This is a genomic window from Bacillus methanolicus MGA3 (assembly GCF_000724485.1).
GTDB classification, from domain to species: Bacteria; Bacillota; Bacilli; order Bacillales; family Cytobacillaceae; genus Bacillus_Z; species Bacillus_Z methanolicus_A.
The window spans coordinates 1,195,654-1,213,522 of record NZ_CP007739.1; the positions used below are offsets into that span (position 1 = coordinate 1,195,654).

The 17,869-nt window shown below is 38.5% G+C and carries 23 protein-coding genes; all 23 read left to right on the forward strand.

Translation table 11 applies throughout. The annotated features are described in order from the left end of the window. Positions 1-62 precede the first annotated feature (62 nt). The 23 genes from codY (at position 63) to flhB (ending at position 17,820) form a co-directional block, all read left to right on the forward strand. Positions 63-842 (forward strand): GTP-sensing pleiotropic transcriptional regulator CodY, encoded by a 780-nt coding sequence (gene codY / locus BMMGA3_RS05920; RefSeq protein WP_003349038.1) that lies wholly within the window; start codon positions 63-65, stop codon positions 840-842. Positions 843-1,292: 450 nt separating this feature from the next. After that, positions 1,293-1,688: a flagellar basal body rod protein FlgB gene (gene flgB, locus BMMGA3_RS05925; protein ID WP_034669571.1), complete on the forward strand. Its 396-nt coding sequence runs from the start codon at positions 1,293-1,295 to the stop codon at positions 1,686-1,688. A gap of 2 nt (positions 1,689-1,690) precedes the next feature. Then, complete coding sequence (gene flgC, locus BMMGA3_RS05930; RefSeq protein ID WP_003349040.1) at positions 1,691-2,143, forward strand: flagellar basal body rod protein FlgC; 453 nt, start codon at positions 1,691-1,693, stop codon at positions 2,141-2,143. A gap of 35 nt (positions 2,144-2,178) precedes the next feature. Further along, the gene (fliE, locus tag BMMGA3_RS05935) at positions 2,179-2,466 is read left to right on the forward strand and encodes a flagellar hook-basal body complex protein FliE (protein ID WP_412151024.1); all 288 of its coding nucleotides are present in this window, start codon (positions 2,179-2,181) and stop codon (positions 2,464-2,466) included. Between the two features lie 70 nt (positions 2,467-2,536). Then, positions 2,537-4,123, forward strand: a complete 1,587-nt coding sequence (gene fliF, locus BMMGA3_RS05940) for a flagellar basal-body MS-ring/collar protein FliF (RefSeq protein ID WP_003349042.1) — start codon at positions 2,537-2,539, stop codon at positions 4,121-4,123. 11 nt (positions 4,124-4,134) lie between these two features. After that, the gene (fliG, locus tag BMMGA3_RS05945) at positions 4,135-5,151 is read left to right on the forward strand and encodes a flagellar motor switch protein FliG (protein ID WP_003349043.1); all 1,017 of its coding nucleotides are present in this window, start codon (positions 4,135-4,137) and stop codon (positions 5,149-5,151) included. Continuing rightward, complete coding sequence (fliH, locus tag BMMGA3_RS05950) at positions 5,135-5,908, forward strand: flagellar assembly protein FliH (protein ID WP_034669548.1); 774 nt, start codon at positions 5,135-5,137, stop codon at positions 5,906-5,908. The genes fliG and fliH overlap by 17 nt, the downstream gene beginning before the upstream one ends. Next, entirely contained in the window at positions 5,908-7,224 is a 1,317-nt protein-coding gene (gene fliI / locus BMMGA3_RS05955) for a flagellar protein export ATPase FliI (RefSeq protein WP_003349046.1), read from the forward strand. The genes fliH and fliI overlap by 1 nt, the downstream gene beginning before the upstream one ends. A gap of 5 nt (positions 7,225-7,229) precedes the next feature. Further along, complete coding sequence (fliJ, locus tag BMMGA3_RS05960) at positions 7,230-7,673, forward strand: flagellar export protein FliJ (protein WP_003349048.1); 444 nt, start codon at positions 7,230-7,232, stop codon at positions 7,671-7,673. A gap of 8 nt (positions 7,674-7,681) precedes the next feature. Beyond that, positions 7,682-8,296: a MotE family protein gene (locus BMMGA3_RS05965; protein ID WP_003349050.1), complete on the forward strand. Its 615-nt coding sequence runs from the start codon at positions 7,682-7,684 to the stop codon at positions 8,294-8,296. 30 nt (positions 8,297-8,326) lie between these two features. Continuing rightward, positions 8,327-9,595 (forward strand): flagellar hook-length control protein FliK, encoded by a 1,269-nt coding sequence (locus BMMGA3_RS05970; protein WP_003349051.1) that lies wholly within the window; start codon positions 8,327-8,329, stop codon positions 9,593-9,595. Between the two features lie 9 nt (positions 9,596-9,604). Beyond that, positions 9,605-10,030, forward strand: coding sequence for a flagellar hook assembly protein FlgD (gene flgD, locus BMMGA3_RS05975; RefSeq protein WP_003349053.1), 426 nt, complete (start codon positions 9,605-9,607; stop codon positions 10,028-10,030). A 70-nt stretch (positions 10,031-10,100) separates the two neighbouring features. Next, positions 10,101-10,898, forward strand: a complete 798-nt coding sequence (gene flgG / locus BMMGA3_RS05980) for a flagellar basal body rod protein FlgG (protein WP_003349055.1) — start codon at positions 10,101-10,103, stop codon at positions 10,896-10,898. Between the two features lie 54 nt (positions 10,899-10,952). Next, entirely contained in the window at positions 10,953-11,171 is a 219-nt protein-coding gene (locus BMMGA3_RS05985) for a flagellar FlbD family protein (RefSeq protein ID WP_003349057.1), read from the forward strand. Then, positions 11,161-11,589, forward strand: coding sequence for a flagellar basal body-associated protein FliL (gene fliL, locus BMMGA3_RS05990; RefSeq protein ID WP_003349058.1), 429 nt, complete (start codon positions 11,161-11,163; stop codon positions 11,587-11,589). Before BMMGA3_RS05985 ends, fliL begins: the two co-directional genes overlap by 11 nt. A gap of 47 nt (positions 11,590-11,636) precedes the next feature. Next, positions 11,637-12,656: a flagellar motor switch protein FliM gene (fliM, locus tag BMMGA3_RS05995; protein ID WP_003349060.1), complete on the forward strand. Its 1,020-nt coding sequence runs from the start codon at positions 11,637-11,639 to the stop codon at positions 12,654-12,656. Then, the gene (fliY, locus tag BMMGA3_RS06000) at positions 12,625-13,941 is read left to right on the forward strand and encodes a flagellar motor switch phosphatase FliY (protein ID WP_034669573.1); all 1,317 of its coding nucleotides are present in this window, start codon (positions 12,625-12,627) and stop codon (positions 13,939-13,941) included. The genes fliM and fliY overlap by 32 nt, the downstream gene beginning before the upstream one ends. 19 nt (positions 13,942-13,960) lie before the next feature. Then, positions 13,961-14,323, forward strand: a complete 363-nt coding sequence (locus BMMGA3_RS06005) for a chemotaxis protein CheY (RefSeq protein WP_003349064.1) — start codon at positions 13,961-13,963, stop codon at positions 14,321-14,323. Positions 14,324-14,347: 24 nt separating this feature from the next. Then, positions 14,348-15,010 (forward strand): flagellar biosynthetic protein FliO, encoded by a 663-nt coding sequence (locus tag BMMGA3_RS06010; RefSeq protein WP_003349066.1) that lies wholly within the window; start codon positions 14,348-14,350, stop codon positions 15,008-15,010. Then, the gene (gene fliP, locus BMMGA3_RS06015) at positions 15,007-15,672 is read left to right on the forward strand and encodes a flagellar type III secretion system pore protein FliP (RefSeq protein WP_003349067.1); all 666 of its coding nucleotides are present in this window, start codon (positions 15,007-15,009) and stop codon (positions 15,670-15,672) included. Before BMMGA3_RS06010 ends, fliP begins: the two co-directional genes overlap by 4 nt. Positions 15,673-15,686: 14 nt before the next feature. Next, positions 15,687-15,956, forward strand: a complete 270-nt coding sequence (gene fliQ, locus BMMGA3_RS06020) for a flagellar biosynthesis protein FliQ (protein WP_003349069.1) — start codon at positions 15,687-15,689, stop codon at positions 15,954-15,956. Positions 15,957-15,960: 4 nt separating this feature from the next. Further along, on the forward strand, positions 15,961-16,737 hold the full coding sequence (fliR, locus tag BMMGA3_RS06025) for a flagellar biosynthetic protein FliR (RefSeq protein ID WP_003349070.1): 777 nt from the start codon (positions 15,961-15,963) through the stop codon (positions 16,735-16,737). Then, positions 16,738-17,820, forward strand: coding sequence for a flagellar biosynthesis protein FlhB (flhB, locus tag BMMGA3_RS06030; RefSeq protein ID WP_003349071.1), 1,083 nt, complete (start codon positions 16,738-16,740; stop codon positions 17,818-17,820). Positions 17,821-17,869: the final 49 nt, after the last annotated feature.

The window sequence follows — 17,869 nt, forward strand, 5'->3', positions numbered from 1 at the left end:
ACAATAATAATAGGAAGAAACACAAAAATTTTTATTGGTCGAAGTAATAGGAGGAAGAAATAATGGATTTATTAAGTAAAACAAGAAAAATTAATGCGATGCTGCAAAAAGCAGCAGGAAAACCCGTTAATTTTAAAGAAATGGCCGAAACGCTGCGTGACGTTATTGAAGCAAATATTTTCGTTGTCAGCCGCCGCGGGAAACTGTTAGGATTTGCAATTAATCAACAAATCGAAAATGAACGCATGAAGAAAATGCTTGAAGACCGCCAATTTCCTGAAGAATATACAAAAAACTTGTTCAATATTCAGGAAACGTCTCCAAACCTTGATGTTGAAAGTGAATATACCGCATTCCCAGTTGAAAACAAAGACTTATTCCGCAATGGATTGACTACGATCGTTCCGATTATCGGAGGCGGTGAACGCTTAGGTACTTTGATTTTGGCAAGACTTGAAGAACAGTTCCATGACGACGATTTAATTCTTGCCGAATATGGTGCGACCGTTGTAGGAATGGAGATTTTGCGTGAAAAGGCTGAAGAAATTGAAGAAGAAGCTCGCAGCAAAGCAGTTGTTCAAATGGCAATTAGCTCATTATCTTACAGTGAATTGGAAGCTATTGAACACATTTTCGAGGAACTAAACGGTCATGAAGGATTGCTGGTTGCTTCAAAAATTGCTGACCGTGTAGGGATCACCCGTTCAGTTATTGTAAATGCACTCCGCAAATTGGAGAGTGCCGGAGTAATTGAATCAAGATCACTCGGGATGAAAGGAACATATATTAAAGTATTAAACGATAAGTTCCTTGTAGAATTAGAAAAACTAAAAGCAAATTAATAAAAAGAAGAAGAGGCTGTCTCTAAAGGGTCTGACCCTAAGGTTTTAGAGACGGCCTCTTTTTATTTATAGAATTATGTCAAATTCCGAGGTATTTTTCGTTTATTTTACAATGTTTCAACATATTCGATATAATTTACGAAATTTTTACATTGATTAAATATGAATAAGGACTTTTGGCCCAGTAAAACCGATGCGATTACCGTTAAAATATGATAAGTGAAAGGAAGGAATTAAGGAATATGCTAAATATTGTTAGTTTTGAGCAGGGTTTCATTTTTAGTTTAAAGGGCAATATGTGGAAAATAGGTATTTTGGAGCATAAAATTTAACTTTTTGTACATGGACAGATTATTGCAATTTCATTACAATAAAAACTATGATTATACATATTTCGCCAATATAAGCAAATTTTTATCAAATTTCAACAAATTTTTTGAGGTGAGCGAATTGAAGTTATTTTCCGGTACGTTTTCCACTTTGGAAAATGCACTAAATTATTCATCATTAAAGCAAAAAATCATCTCGCAAAATATAGCAAATGTTGACACACCTAATTACAAAGCAAAAGATGTCAGCTTCAAAACATTTTTTGAAAATGAGCTGCATTCATCATTTGAAAACTATCGGACTGACAAAAGGCATTTTCGTTTTGAAGGGTTGTCTGCCGGAAATAACGCGGTTATTACGGAAAAAAATGCTTCTTACAGCCAGAATGGCAACAGTGTTGACATTGATGAGGAAATGGTGGATCTAGCTGAAAATCAAATTTATTACAATGCACTTATTGAAAGATTAAATGGGAAATTTTCATCACTTCAAAGTGTCATTAAAGGTGGGAAATAGAGATGACCATATTTCAAAGTATGAACACGACAGCTTCCGCACTAACGGCCCAAAGATTAAGAATGGATGTCATTTCCTCGAATATGGCAAATGTAGATTCTACCAGAGCGGAATATGTTAATGGACAATGGCAGCCATATAAAAGAAAGATAGTCGTGATGCAGCCTGCAGAAGGGGGATTTTCATCTTTCTTAAATCAAGCTATGAACATAAGCGAATCAGTTGGAAGCGGCGTAAAAGTTACTCGTATTGTGGAAGATAATACCCCTTTTAAAATGGTTTACGATCCAGAACATCCGGACGCTGATAAAAATGGTTATGTCGCTTTGCCTAATGTTGATCCGCTGAAAGAAATGGTTGATCTTATCAGTGCGACAAGATCATATGAAGCCAACGTTACTGTATTCAACGCTTCTAAAGCGATGATGATGAAAGCTTTAGAAATTGGAAAGTAAGGTGAATTGAAATGGAAAACATTTCGTTTGCGTCAATGGCCCATGTATTAAGACCTGAAGGAAAAAAGGGATCAACTTATACATATACACCATACGAAGCACAACAGAAATTTGCGTCCGTACTTAAAGAACAAATTGAAAAAATAAATGAAGCTCAAAATCAATCAGATGTAATGACTGAAAAACTAGCCCGCGGAGAAAATGTTGACTTGCATCAAGTAATGATTGCTTCACAAAAGGCAAACATCACTTTACAGGCAACAATCGAAATTCGCAATAAAGTCATTGAAGCTTATCAAGAAATCATGAGAATGCAAGTCTAATCGTTTACGAAAGGATAATAGTAGCGGTTATTAGCTGCCGATACATAGACAGAATAACCGGGGGAATAACATGAATCAATCGTTTCAGAAATATATGACCAAAATAAAAGAATATTGGACTTCGAGAACAAAAAAGCAAAAGATAACAATTTTAGCAGTTTTTCTTTCTATCGTCATTTTTTCAGCTGCCATTGTGTTTTTTACTACGAGAACGACAATGGTTCCTTTATACAGCAACTTGTCTCCAGCAGAAACAGGCTCCATTAAGAAAAGCCTTGATGAAAAAGGAATCAAATCAGAAATTACTGATGGAGGTACGACAATAAAAGTACCTAAAGAGTATGTAGATCAGTTAAAAGTTGAACTGGCAGCCGAGGGAATTCCTAAGACAGGAAATATCGATTATTCGTTTTTCAGCCAGAAAGCGGGACTTGGCATGACTGAAAACGAGTTCAACGTATTAAAGCTTGATGCCATGCAAACTGAACTGGCAAATTTGATTAAAGGCATTGACGGAATAAAAGATGCGAAAGTGATGATTAACCTTCCTGAACCCGGGGTATTTGTGTCCGATAAAGCCGAGGAGGCTTCAGCTTCTATCGTTTTAGAAACAGAACCTGGTTATCAGTTTCGAGATGACCAAATAAAAGCACTTTATCATTTGGTTTCAAAAAGTGTTCCTAATCTTCCTACTGATAATATCGTCATTATGAACCAGAATTTTGAGTATTTTGACTTAAAAAATGAAAATTCTTCACCGACTGCCACATTTGCATCTCAACAGGAGATTAAGAAGCAAATTGAACGTGATGTTCAGCGCCAAGTTCAAACTATGCTTGGCACTCTTATGGGCAGTGATAAAGTTGTTGTATCTGTAACTGCTGATATCGATTTTACCCAGGAAAAAAGGGAAGAAAATATCGTTGAGCCGGTAGATAAAGATAATATGGAAGGCATTGCTATCAGTGCTCAAAAAATAAAGGAAACATTTACAGGAAATCCTGATCAGGCAGGCGGCATCGTTGGTACAGGCAAAAATGATGTGACGAATTATAATGAGGCAACGAAAGGATCAAATGGGAATTATGAAAAAGTTGAAGAAACGGTTAACAATGAGGTAAACCGGATTCGGAAAAAAATTACCGAAAGCCCATATAAGATTCGTGATTTAGGGATTCAAGTAATGGTTGAACCACCGGTACCTGACGATCCGTCCTCACTTCCTCAAGAGCGAGTGGACGATATTAAGAAAATCTTAGGGACAATTGTTCGAACAACAATTGATAAAAATGAGGCAGGAACAAAATTAACGGATCAAATGATTGATGATAAAGTGGTTGTTTCTGTTCAGCCATTCAATGGGAAAGTGAAATTTTCCGATCAAAAATCTTCTGTTCTTCCTTGGTGGGCTTATGTAATTGGAGGAATTTTATTAGCGATCATTGGATTATTAATCTTTCTATTTATTAGAGAGAAGAAAAATCAAAAATTGGAGGAAGAATTCGCTAAAGAAGAGGCAGTACAGCCTCACGTACCAGATGTAAATGAAGAACCAGATACTGAAAGCAGTATGAGAAGAAAACAGCTTGAGAAATTGGCAAAAGAAAAACCGGAAGACTTTGCAAAACTTTTGCGGACATGGATCGCTGAGGATTAGGAGGTGGTTTCATGCCAAGAAAAGAACAAAAGGAATTAACAGGAAAACAGAAAGCAGCCATACTTCTAATTACTCTCGGCCCCGATGTATCTGCGTCAGTGTATAAGCATTTAACAGAAGAGGAAATCGAAAAGCTAACATTAGAAATATCAGGAGTCAGAAAAGTTGAACCGCACTCAAAAGAACAAGTTTTAGAAGAGTTTCATAATATAGCGCTCGCACAAGATTATATTTCACAAGGAGGCATTGGCTTTGCCAAGACTGTTTTGGAAAAAGCACTTGGACCGGAACAGGCGTCTGTCATCATTAACCGTCTTACTTCTTCTCTCCAGGTTAGGCCTTTTGACTTTGCACGAAAGGCCGACCCGGCACAAATATTGAATTTTATTCAAAATGAACATCCGCAAACCATTGCGTTAATACTGTCATATCTTGATGCAGCCCAAGCAGGACAAATACTGTCTGAGCTTCCTCAGGAAATGCAGGCTGATGTTGCGAGAAGGATAGCGGAAATGGACAGAACATCTCCTGAAATTATTAATGAAGTGGAGCAGATCCTCGAAAGAAAACTATCAGCTACGGTTACTCAAGATTATACGCAAACAGGCGGCATTGAAGCAGTGGTGGAAGTTCTTAACGGAGTAGATCGGGCTACAGAACGGACAATTTTAGAAGCACTCGAAATTCAAGATCCGGAATTAGCAGAAGAAATCAAGAAAAGAATGTTTGTTTTTGAAGACATTGTTACTCTTGATAATCGTGCAATCCAGAGGGTGATCCGAGATTGTGAAAACGAAGATTTAATGCTTGCCTTGAAAGTTTCTAGCGATGAAGTTAGAGAGATCGTTTACAAAAATATGTCCCAGCGTATGGTTGAAACATTTAAGGAAGAAATGGAACTGATGGGCCCGGTCCGCCTTCGTGATGTAGAAGAGGCTCAATCACGAATTGTCGCAATCATCCGCAGGCTTGAAGAGGCTGGAGAGATTATTGTTGCCCGTGGCGGAGGGGATGATATCATTGTCTAGATTAATCAAATCCTACTGGGCAAACCAGGCAAAAGAAGGCAATAAAGTGATTTCGATTAAGGTATTGCGCCAGGTTGGTTTTGATAATGAAAAACAAGCAATGATTTCTTCAGATTCTGAGAGAAACAGCTTATTAGAGCAGGCGTACAAAGATGCAGAACAGATTGTTTCACAGGCAAACGACCACGCAAAAATGATCAGAAGGCAGATTGAAAATGAAAGGCATGCCTGGGAGCAAGAAAAAGAAGTTCTGACAGAACAAGCGAAACATGAAGGGTATCAAGCTGGTTTTGATGAAGGAAGGCAAAAAGGATTTCAAGAATACAAGGAATCGATCGAGTTAGCCAGGAAAGTGATTGATTCTGCTAAAAAAGATTACAGATTGATTCTGGAGTCATCAGATAAGGCAATATTGGATTTAGCACTTAAAGTATCTGAAAAAATACTTGGAAAGACCATAGACGGAAACGAAGAGGAATTTCTTCACCTCGTAAAAAGGGCATTAAAAGAAGCGAGAGAATATCGGGAAATCGAGCTGCATGTACATCCAATCCATTATGGATTTTTGCTGTCGCAAAAGGAAGAGTTATTATCGATTTTTCCAAGAGAAACAAATTTTTATATTTATCCAAATGAAGATTTATCGAAAACAAGCTGCATTATCGAATCAGCGAACGGACGAATTGATGCAAGCATCGATAGCCAACTGGAACAAGTGAAAAAAAAGCTTTTTGAGTTGTTGGAGAGTGAAGAATGATGAAGATTGCCGGCTTAATAAAGCAAATTGACAAAATTGATACCTTTAAAAGGTATGGAAGAGTGAAAAGGGTGATTGGGTTAATGATCGAATCCCAAGGCCCGCAAAGCTCTATTGGCGAGGTTTGCTATATTTATGTCGGCAATCACAAAAAGAGGAAAATATTAGCTGAAGTTGTTGGTTTTAAAGAAGAAAATGTTATTTTAATGCCTTATACAACTGTCAATGATATTTCGGCAGGATGTCTTGTAGAAGCAACCTTTAAGCCGCTTGAAGTAAAGGTTGGACCCGCCTTAGTTGGCAAGGTGATTGATTCTTTAGGCCAGCCGCTTGATGGATCTCTCCTTCCTAAAGGACTAACAGCTGTCCCGACTGAACAGGCTCCACCCAATCCAATGAGCCGTCCGCCTATCTCTGAACCGATTGAAGTTGGTGTTCGGCTGATCGACGCCCTTTTAACTGTTGGAAATGGGCAGCGTGTCGGAATATTTGCAGGGAGCGGTGTTGGAAAGAGTACTCTGCTTGGAATGATTGCCCGTAATACAACTGCTGATATAAACGTGATCGGCCTTATCGGGGAACGTGGGCGTGAAGTAAGAGAATTTATCGAACGCGATCTTGGGCCAGAGGGGCTAAAACGGTCCATTGTGGTCGTTGCAACTTCAGACCAGCCTGCATTGATGCGGATTAAGGGGGCTTATACTGCCACAGCAATTGCTGAATATTTCAGGGATAAAGGACTAAATGTCATGCTCATGATGGATTCGGTAACAAGAGTTGCCATGGCTCAAAGAGAAGTTGGGCTTGCAATAGGCGAGCCGCCAACGACAAAAGGTTATACCCCGTCAGTTTTTGCTGTTTTGCCAAAGCTGCTTGAACGGACAGGAACAAATGAGAATGGTTCAATTACTTCATTTTATACTGTTCTAGTTGATGGAGATGACATGAACGAGCCAATCGCAGATACCGTTCGCGGGATTTTGGATGGCCATTTTGTTTTAGACAGAAATCTTGCGAATAAAGGCCAATACCCTGCCGTCAATGTATTAAAGAGTATAAGCAGGGTTATGAATCATATTGTAGCTGAAGGCCATATTAGGGCCGCTGAAAGGCTTCGGGAAATATTAAGCACCTACATAAATTCAGAAGATTTAATTAATATCGGTGCATATAAACGAGGATCATCGAAGGAAATAGATGAAGCGATTTATTTATATCCTAAGATTTTAACGTTTCTAAAACAAGCAACGCATGAAAAAGTAACCATGCACGAAAGTATCGAGGCTTTATTCCAATTAATTCAAGAGGGTGAATAAATTTCATGCGGTACCATTATAAGTTTGAAAAGATTTTATCTCTGAAAGAAAGAGAAAAAGATGAAGCTTTAAATATTTATCAGGAATCTGTAAAAAAGTTTGAAGAAGCGGCAGAAAAACTGTATGAACTTCTGAAAAAGAAAGAAGATTTAGAAGCCTATCAATCTTCACGGCTTGTAAGCGGCCTTTCCGTTCAAGAAATAAGGCATCATCAGCAGTTTATAAGCAATTTAGAAAAAAGCATTGAATATTATCAAAAAATGGTCATGAATGCGAGAAATCGAATGTACTTTTTTCAAGAAAAACTGTTGGAAAAAAATATTGAAGTGAAAAAGTTTGAAAAAATAAAAGAAAAAGACTTCCTTCAGTATCATGAGGAAGAAAAAATTTCAGAGGGCAAACAAATGGATGATATCTCGATCCAGCAATTTTTAAATCGGGAAAATTAGGTGGTTTCATGGAAAAAATACTAGAAGAAAAAGAAGAAAAAAAAATTGGCCGTTTGCAGTGGATCCTTTATGTCGCAGTGATTCCAATGCTATTTGCACTGGTCGTTGCCCTCATTGTCATGACGATTGCCGGAATAAATGTGTTTGATGCAGCAAAAGATTATGGCAAAAAAATACCAGTTGTTTCATCTATTTTTAAAGATGAAAATTCGAAATCCATAACAGAAATCGAACAATCGATGGTTGAGTTGGAAGGGGAAATAAAAGATAAGGAAGCAAAAATCAGCCAGCTTGAGTCACAAATGCAAAACAAGGATCTAGAGATTGAAAGATTAAAGCTTGAAAAAAAGCGGCTTGAAAGTCAAATAGACGAATTAGCGGCCATTCAGGAAGAAAACAAACGAGCAATGAAAGACATCGTACACACATATGAAACAATGTCAGCCAAAAAGGCTGCACCAATTATTACGAAAATGAAGAACGAAGAAGCATTAAAAATATTAGCAAATATTAAAGCGGATACGCTTGCAAGTATCATGGAAAACATGCCTCCTGAAGACGCAGCAAAATTTACGGAACTTTTAACGAACGAAAAAGAAAATTTATCAAAAAATCAAGAATAATGATTCCTTGCTTTGAAAGGGGGTGATGTCGTGGTAATCGGAGGATTAGGATTTGCTCATGCGGTTATGAAAAGTCCTAAGCAATCGCCGGTGGAAAAAAGCATTGGAAGCTTTGCAGGTGTTCTTGCCTCATTCAAAAAAGACTTGTCCGCTGAAAATGAAATGGTGAAAGAAACGGAAACAAGGCTTTCATCAGAGGAATTATCCGAGCTCATTGATTTTCTTAATACCACGGATTTGGCTCAGTTAGAGGGCGGATTGGATTTAATGGAACAAGTTCAATCAAGAGCCGGTGAAAATCTACTCGAATTTATACTCGGTTTTTTGGGAATGGATGATAAAAAATGGAGCTCACTCGTCGATCGGATCCGCTCATTCGTTTCACATGCTGAAGGAAAACACAATGCAATTAAAACAACGTTTTCTGACCAAGATGATAAATTGTTAGATTCTTACCAAATTGTACCTTTATTTTCAATGGCTGTTTCCATTCTTTCAACAGCTGACCAACCAGTAACGAAAGATATGTTAGATATTGTTAAAGCGGCAAAAATTTATGATTTGTTGTCCGAATATCATGACCCTTTTAATGGAAAGCACGATTTGAACCTTCTTTTCAAGCTAGTGGCAGATAAACTTGAATCGATTCCATACGTTCATCAACAAAATGGTACAAAAATGGAGTATCTCCGGAAGATTTTTACGGGGCTTGCAACAGAATTAAATAACAACAAAATGAGCGGAGCAGAACAAACTCCTGAAGTCCGGGGCAATTCTATTAAACAAGGCGGAATTTTTGGAACAGTTTTTTCGCCGAATCAAATGTCTAAAGCTGAGCAGCTTGTATTGATGCTCGACAAAATGGGAAAGCCTGCATCGCCAGAGCAATTCATTCAGCAATTTGAATCCATTTTAGCGAAAAGCCAGTTTATGAAAAACGGCGGAACGCAAAAACTTTTTCTGAAACTTTACCCAGAACACTTAGGGTCGGTAAGAGTCGAATTAATTCTAAAAGATCAATCAATTGTCGCTCGAATATTGACAACTACCGGAACAGCAAAAGAGGCCTTAGAATCGCAATTGCAAGGATTAAAACAAGCGTTCAGCTCGCAAAACATTCAAGTTGATCGGATTGAAATTTCCCAGCAGATGACCCAGCAAGAACGATTTTTACATCGTGACCCTCATCAGCAAGGTCAAGAAAGGCATCAAGAAAAAAATCAGCAAGATAAAGAACACGAAAAGGCAGAAGAGACTGCTCGATCGTTTGAACAAGTACTTCTCGATACAGAAGTTTAGGTGAAAACAATGACAAATACAATTGATACTTCATTAATGCTGTCAAATAATCAGCAAAATACACGTAAAACTGGTACTAACATTTTAGGAAAAGATGATTTTTTGAAGATTCTCATCACCCAGCTTCAAAATCAGGATCCGTTAAATCCGATGCAGGATAAAGATTTTATTGCCCAAATGGCCCAATTCAGCACGCTTGAACAAATGACAAACATAGAGAAATCGCTCGAAAATTTCTTGAAGTCCCAAGAACAAAACTATATGCTTCAAGCCAGCATGCTGATTGGGAAAACCGTCACCTTTTTAGATTCAAATAATGAGGAAAAAACAGCAGTTGTTAAATCCGTTTCCTTCAAAGATGGGAAAACATTATTTCAGCTTAATAACAACGAAAATTCCAGCATTGCTTCTTCTCAAATTATAAAAATTGAATAAGCAAAGGAATCTTGCTGGATGGCCAAACAGCCGTTCGTCAATCATACATTATCGAAAGGAGTAGCTGATTATGCTGCGTTCAATGTACTCCGGAATCAGCGGAATGAAAAACTTCCAAACAAAATTAGATGTCATTGGCAACAACATCGCCAACGTAAATACATATGGTTACAAAAAAGGCCGTGTGACGTTTAAGGATATGGTTAGTCAAACCATTTCAGGCGCAAGCGCCCCTAACGGTACTTCAATGGGTGGAACGAACCCGAAGCAAGTCGGTTTAGGTTCACAGCTTTCAACTATCGATACAATTGATACACAAGGAAGTTTGCAGACGACAGGAAGAGTGTTGGATTTAGGAATTCAAGGAGACGGCTATTTTCAAGTTCAAAAAGATGGAACGACTTATTATACAAGAGCCGGAAATTTTTATTTCGATAAAGACGGAAACTTAGTTACAGGCTCCGGAGAATTTGTTCTTGATACTAACAATAAAAAGATTACTATCCCTATCAACGACGTGGAAAGCTTAAGCATAGGACAAGATGGAGTAATTTCATATGTCGAAGGCGGTACATTAAAAACAGGACCGCAAATTGCGGTTGTCCGCTTCAAAAATAACGGGGGATTAGAAAAGGTTGGAAATAATTTATACAAAAGCACGACGAACTCTGGAGATCCTTCGCAAACAAAAACCCCGGGTTCGAGCGGAGCCGGCACAATCGTTTCCGGCACTTTAGAAATGTCCAATGTCGATCTTTCTGAGGAGTTCACGGAAATGATTACTGCTCAGCGCGGTTTCCAGGCAAATACTCGAATCATTACAACATCTGATGAGATTTTGCAAGAACTTGTAAACTTGAAACGCTGATAATAAGGAGGGAAAGGGCCTGTAGGGGACAAGCCTTAGGCCCTGATACATACATTGATTAAGGTGACAAGACTGAATGGAAAACCTTTTCTCATTAATGCCATATACATAGAAACGGTAGAATCGTTTCCTGATACGACCATTACACTGACAAACGGCCGCAAATATGTCGTGAAGGAGACAGAAGACCGCGTCTTGGAATTGGTTGCGAAATTCTATCAATCTGTCAACCTTCTTGGACAACCGTTGGAGGAAATTGAGGATGAAGAATAATAAGCTATTAAAAATTATGTTCATCTTGCTGGTTGCTATCACCCTTGCAGGGGCTGCTGCGGTTGTGGCCGTATTGAAATTTACAGGCGACAAAGAACATAAAGAGCCGACAATTGATGAAGTGCTTGCTGTGTCAGTTGATGTGAAGGATATTGTTACGAATCTTGCCAGCGATGACTTTATTAGAATTTCATTTAAAATGCAAACAGATAGTAAAGATGCAAAAGAAGAATTAGAGAAACGTGATTTTCAAGTGAGAAATATCATTATTCAAGAATTATCCGAGAAAAAAGCGGAAGATCTTCGAGGAAAAGAAGGAAAACAAAAACTAGAAGAGGACTTAAAAGAAAAAATTAACAGCCTGATGCAGGAAGGAAAGGTTGTTAGGGTATATATCACCGAATCTCTCCTCCAATAAAAAGATATGAGAAGGAATGAATCAACAAATAATGGAGGTGAGATGACATGTCTGGAGAGATATTATCGCAAAGTGAAATTGATGCCCTGTTGTCTGCTCTTTCTACAGGTGAGATGAATGCGGATGAATTAAAAAAGGAACAAACAGAGAAAAAAGTGAAGGTTTATGATTTTAAGAGGGCACTGCGCTTTTCAAAAGATCAAATTCGAAGTTTAACCCGCATTCATGAGAATTTTGCAAGATTACTAACGACGTTTTTCTCTGCTCAGCTTAGGACATATGTACAAATTAGTGTGGCGTCAGCCGACCAGATTCCTTTTGAAGAGTTTATTCGTTCCATTCCAAAAATGACAATCTTAAATGTTTTTGAAGTTCCTCCGCTTGATGGGCGAATCATTATGGAAGTGAATCCTAATGTCGCTTACGCGATGATGGACCGAATGATGGGAGGAAGAGGGACAAGTTTTAACAAAGTTGATAACTTGACTGAAATTGAAGAAAAAATCATGTCAACCACATTTGAACGCGCATTTGAATACTTGCAAGAGGCATGGGCATCGGTTGCAGATATTGATCCCATTTTGACTGAGTTTGAAGTAAATCCCCAGTTTTTGCAAATGATATCACCCAATGAAACAGTCGTTGTAATCTCATTGAATACGACCATTGGGGAAACGAGCGGAATGATCAATATTTGTATTCCACACATCGTACTGGAGCCTATCATTCCAAAGCTTTCGGTACATTACTGGATGCAAACTGAGAAAAAAGACAGAGAACCAGTGGAAATTGCTGTGCTAGAGAAGCGAATCCAAAATGCCGATGTCCCTGTGATCGCGGAACTCGGGACTTCAGAAATATCGATACAGGAATTTTTGATGTTGGATGTTGGGGATGTGATTGAATTGAATCAAGCAATTGATCAACCGCTCTTAATAAAGATCGGTGAAATCCCTAAATTTTTAGGGCAGCCAGGTAAAGTAAATAAAAAATTAGCCGTTCAAGTGTTAGATACATTGAAGGGGGAAGACGATGATAATGAGCGATCATATGCTCTCTCAAGATGAAATTGATGCCTTATTAAGAGGCACTGATAGTGATGATACAGAATACCCGGCTGCTCCTCATTTACATGCAGAGGATTACCTCTCATTAATGGAGAAGGATGCTTTAGGGGAAATTGGAAATATTTCGTTTGGAAGCTCCGCTACTGCTTTATCTACTTTGTTAAATCAAAAAGTAGAGATCACAACTCCGGAGGTTTCCGTCGTTTACAGACGACAACTGCCAGAAGAGTTTCCACACCCATATGTTGCAATCTTGGTAAACTATACAGAAGGTTTTTCAGGAAGCAATTTACTAGTCATTAAACAATCAGATGCAGCAATTATTGCAGATTTAATGCTTGGCGGAGATGGGCTTAATCCTTCTGAAATGATGGATGAAATTCGGATGAGTGCTGTTCAGGAAGCCATGAATCAGATGATGGGTTCGGCTGCGACAAGCATGTCAACCATTTTCAACAAAAAGGTAGATATTTCACCCCCTTCCATCGATATCTTAGATTTTCTCAATGAGGAAGGAACGGAACGAGTCCCTAATGACGATATGCTTGTAAAGGTTTCATTCCGCCTTAAAATTGGAGAACTGATCGATTCAAATATTATGCAGCTTCTCCCAGTCGAGTTTGCGAAAAATTTGGTAAAAGAGTTGCTCAATCCGGAAGAACAATCAATTGAAACATCAGAAAAAATGCAGAAAACAATTGCGAGTGCAACAGACAGACAAGCTCCTATCGAACTGTCCGAAGAAAACCAAGGACAGGAAAATTATTCGGGCCATTATGACAATAAGCAGCAAGGAGGACATGCTCAAAGCTATGCATCCCATTCATTGCATCATGGACAGCAAATGCATGGGAACTGGCAGCCGAATCAACATGCATATTCTGCACCGGTTCAGGGAAGGGGTATGGATTATCAAACCGAGCCAGTACATGACAGATCCGGATTTCAAGCAACAAGAAATCAGCCAAATGTTCAACCGGCAGTTTTTTCAAATTTTGAGCCATATCAGATTCAGGAAACTGAATCCAAGAATCTAAATTTACTGCTTGATATTCCGTTGCAAATAACAGTTGAACTTGGAAGAACGAAAAGATCTGTAAAAGAAATATTAGACATTTCGGCTGGGTCCATCATCGAACTTGATAAACTGGCAGGAGAGCCAGTCGATATTTTAGTTAATAACCGTCTGATTGCAAAAGGTGAAGTTGTTGTTATCGATGAAAACTTCGGTGTCCGGGTTACCGACATTATCAGCCAGAGTGATCGCATTAATAAACTGAGATAACAGATGGGGGTAAATGGTTATGGCACAAAAAATTTTAATAGTTGATGATGCTGCATTCATGCGAATGATGATAAAAGATATTTTAACGAAAAACGGGTATGAAGTTGTCGGTGAAGCAGCTGACGGCTTGCAAGCAGTCGAAAAATACAAGGAACTTCAGCCCGATTTAGTAACGATGGATATTACGATGCCGGAAATGGATGGGATCACTGCGCTTAAAGAGATTAAGAAAATAGACCCGAATGCAAAGGTTATCATGTGCTCGGCTATGGGACAGCAAGCAATGGTGATCGATGCCATTCAAGCAGGAGCAAAAGATTTTATTGTAAAACCATTTCAGGCCGATCGTGTTTTAGAAGCAATTTCTAAGACTTTAGGATAAGACTGCGATTAGAGGTGCAGCGCATTGCAAAAATTAAGATTGATAGGTAAAGTGGCGCTTCTTGTTTTACTTGCTTTGCTTGGCTCACGAAGCTGGGCTTTTGCAGAGCAAGTAAATAATAGTGTGAAAGATTGTATTGAACATCCCGATCGCTGTGAAGAAAATTCTGTGCTTAATAAACATGAAAAACAATCAAAAGCAGGCGGAGATCCTGTTGGACTAAATGTGTGGGATTTCTTCAGAATGATTTTTGCAACACTTTTTGTAGTGGCGCTTCTTTATTTTATTCTCAAGCTGATCAATAAAAAAACGATGGTATACAAGCGCACCCAATTAATAGAAAACATAGGGGGTGCGAATCTCGGAGGAAACCGGTCGATTCAAATGGTTAAGGTGGGAAACCGGCTTCTGGTTGTCGGCGTAGGTGAAAACATCCAGCTGTTAAAAGAAATAGACGATCCTGATGAGTTTCGTCAAATCATCACAGAATACAACGACAAAATGGAACAGCTTGTTCAACCAAGCGATTTTGTGACAAAGGTGATTCAAAGAACAAGGAAGACATTTGCTGCTAAAGAGGATCACAGTCAATTCAAAATGCTTCTAAAGAAGCAATTAGATGAGTTGAAAAATGAAAGGAAAAAATTTTTTGAAGGTATGGAACAGAAAGGGAAAGACGAACGATGAACGAATTTATACAATTCTTTAGCAACAGTTCCCCAGAAAACGTTTCTGTTTCTGTTAAACTTCTTTTACTTTTGACTGTTCTCTCTTTAGCTCCCAGCATACTTATTTTGATGACCTGCTTTACAAGAATTGTCATTGTTCTTTCCTTTGTCAGAACGGCGCTTGCTACACAGCAAATGCCGCCAACTCAAGTGCTGATTGGATTGTCTCTGTTTTTAACATTTTTTGTAATGGCTCCTACTTTTGAGAAAGTAAACGAAGAGGCGCTGACTCCTCTGTTTAATAATAAAATTACTTTGGAAGAGGCTTACGATCGGGCAAGTGTGCCATTTAAAGAGTTTATGAGCGCCCATACAAGACAGAAAGACCTTGCCCTTTTCTTAGATTATTCAAAGGCAGAACGTCCGAAGTCTATACAGGATATACCGTTGACGACGCTCGTTCCAGCTTTTGCAATTTCTGAATTAAAGACGGCTTTTCAAATTGGTTTTATGATTTTTATTCCTTTTTTAGTGATCGATATGGTGGTGTCAAGTGTTTTAATGTCGATGGGAATGATGATGCTTCCGCCTGTTATGATTTCGCTCCCATTCAAAATATTACTATTTATCATGGTAGACGGTTGGTATTTAGTTGTTAAATCTCTTTTACAAAGCTTTTAAAGCGGGTGAATGTTATGACTTCTGAAGCTGTCATTTCGATTGCCGAACAGGGCATCTACACAGTATTGATGATAAGCGGTCCATTATTGCTCCTTTCATTAGTTGTAGGTTTGATTATAAGTATTTTTCAAGCAACGACACAAATTCAGGAACAAACGCTGGCATTTATTCCGAAAATAGTTGCCGTATTGCTTGGTGTGGTCATTTTTGGACCATGGATGCTAAGCCATATGCTGTCATATGCAAATGAAATTTTTTCGAATTTAACGAGATTTATAGGATGATTTTATGCTAGATTTGCTTCCGAAATTTCCAGTGTTTTTGCTTATTTTTGTTAGGGTAACGTCTTTTTTTCTCATGATGCCGCTCTTTTCTTACAGGACAATTCCTGCGAGGATAAAGATCGGCCTTGGCTTTTTTCTTGCCTGGATTATGTATTATTCAATTGATGCACCCGCTCTTGAAATCAATGGAGAGTTTTTCCTCCTGATTATTAAAGAAGCTTTTGTTGGGCTTTTTCTCGGCTTTGTCGCCTATATGATTATGTCTGCCATCCAGATAGCCGGAGGATTTATTGATTTTCAAATGGGCATTTCCATTGCCAATCTCATTGACCCGCAGACAGGTGCACAAAGCCCTTTAATGGGCCAATACTTGTACTCGATCGCGTTGTTGTTTTTGCTGTCAGTAAATGGCCATTATTTGTTAATTGACGGGATTTTTTATAGTTACAAATTTATCCCAATTGATCATGCATGGATCCCTTTTGGCAATGAAAACCTAGTAAATTATGTAATAAAATCATTTAGTTCCATCTTTGTTATTGCATTTCAAATGTCTGTTCCAGTTGTTGGATGTCTTTTTCTTGTTGATGTAGCCCTTGGGATTGTGGCAAGAACGGTTCCGCAGTTAAACGTTTTTGTTGTCGGTCTTCCTTTGAAAATTGGTGTCAGCTTTATTGTTATGATTGCTGTCATGGGTGTGATGATTCAGGGGGTCTCGCAGCTGTTTGAGACAATGCTAAGTACGATGCGCGATTTGATGGGCCTTATTGGAGGATCATGAATGAAATTTTTAACCTTAGACTTGCAGTTTTTTGCCGGAGAAAAAACGGAGAAAGCGACTCCTAAGAAACGCCAGGATGCACGAAAAAAAGGGCAGGTGGCCAAAAGTCAGGATGTGATTACGGCCGTTAATTTGCTGGCAGTTTTTTTATATCTTATGTTCACCGGCGAGTTGTTGCTGGATCATATTTTACGCGTATTCAGGCACTCATTTCAGGATTATTTGCTTGTTGATTTGACGGAAAATAATCTCAAATCAATTTTGCTCGAAATTATGAAGGAAATCACTTTTATTTTAGGACCGATTATGCTTGTTGCATTTGTTGCCAGTGTGGCGGCAAATTATTTTCAAATCGGATTTTTATTTTCGTCAGAAGCCATTCAATTAAAGCTTGAAAAGATAAATCCAATCCAAGGTTTCAAACGGATTTTTTCTTTAAGGGCACTGGTTGAGCTATTGAAATCTATTTTAAAAATCAGTTTTGTCGGGATTGTTACGTTTACGGTACTTTGGAAGCGGATTGATGAAATTCTTATTCTTTCGCATAAATCTGTCGGAGCCGCTCTCGCTTCGATCGCAAGTTTAACAATGCAGATGGGGCTGTTTGCATCAGGTGCCTTGTTCTTTCTGGCGATTCTTGATTATCTTTATCAAAAGTACGATTTTGAAAAAAGCATTAGGATGTCAAAGCAAGATATTAAAGATGAGTATAAAAATATTGAAGGAGACCCTCTTATCAAATCAAAAATAAAGCAAAGGCAGAAGGAAATGGCAATGCGAAGAATGATGCAGGAAGTGCCGAAAGCGGATGTGGTTATTACAAACCCTACTCATTTTGCGGTTGCTTTAAAGTATGATGAACAAAAATTGGATGCTCCGTATGTCGTAGCTAAAGGTGTAGATTATGTCGCTCAAAAAATCAAGTATATAGCGAAAGAAAATGATGTCATCACAGTGGAGAACCGTCCATTGGCAAGAGCGTTATATGATCAGACGGAAATCGGTGAGACCATTCCGGAACAATTTTTTAAAGCGGTAGCAGAAATTCTCGCGTTCGTTTACCGGACAAAAAATAAGATTTGAATGAAATCATTGCGTATACCCTGTTTTATTTTGGGGCGAGTTAGGAGAG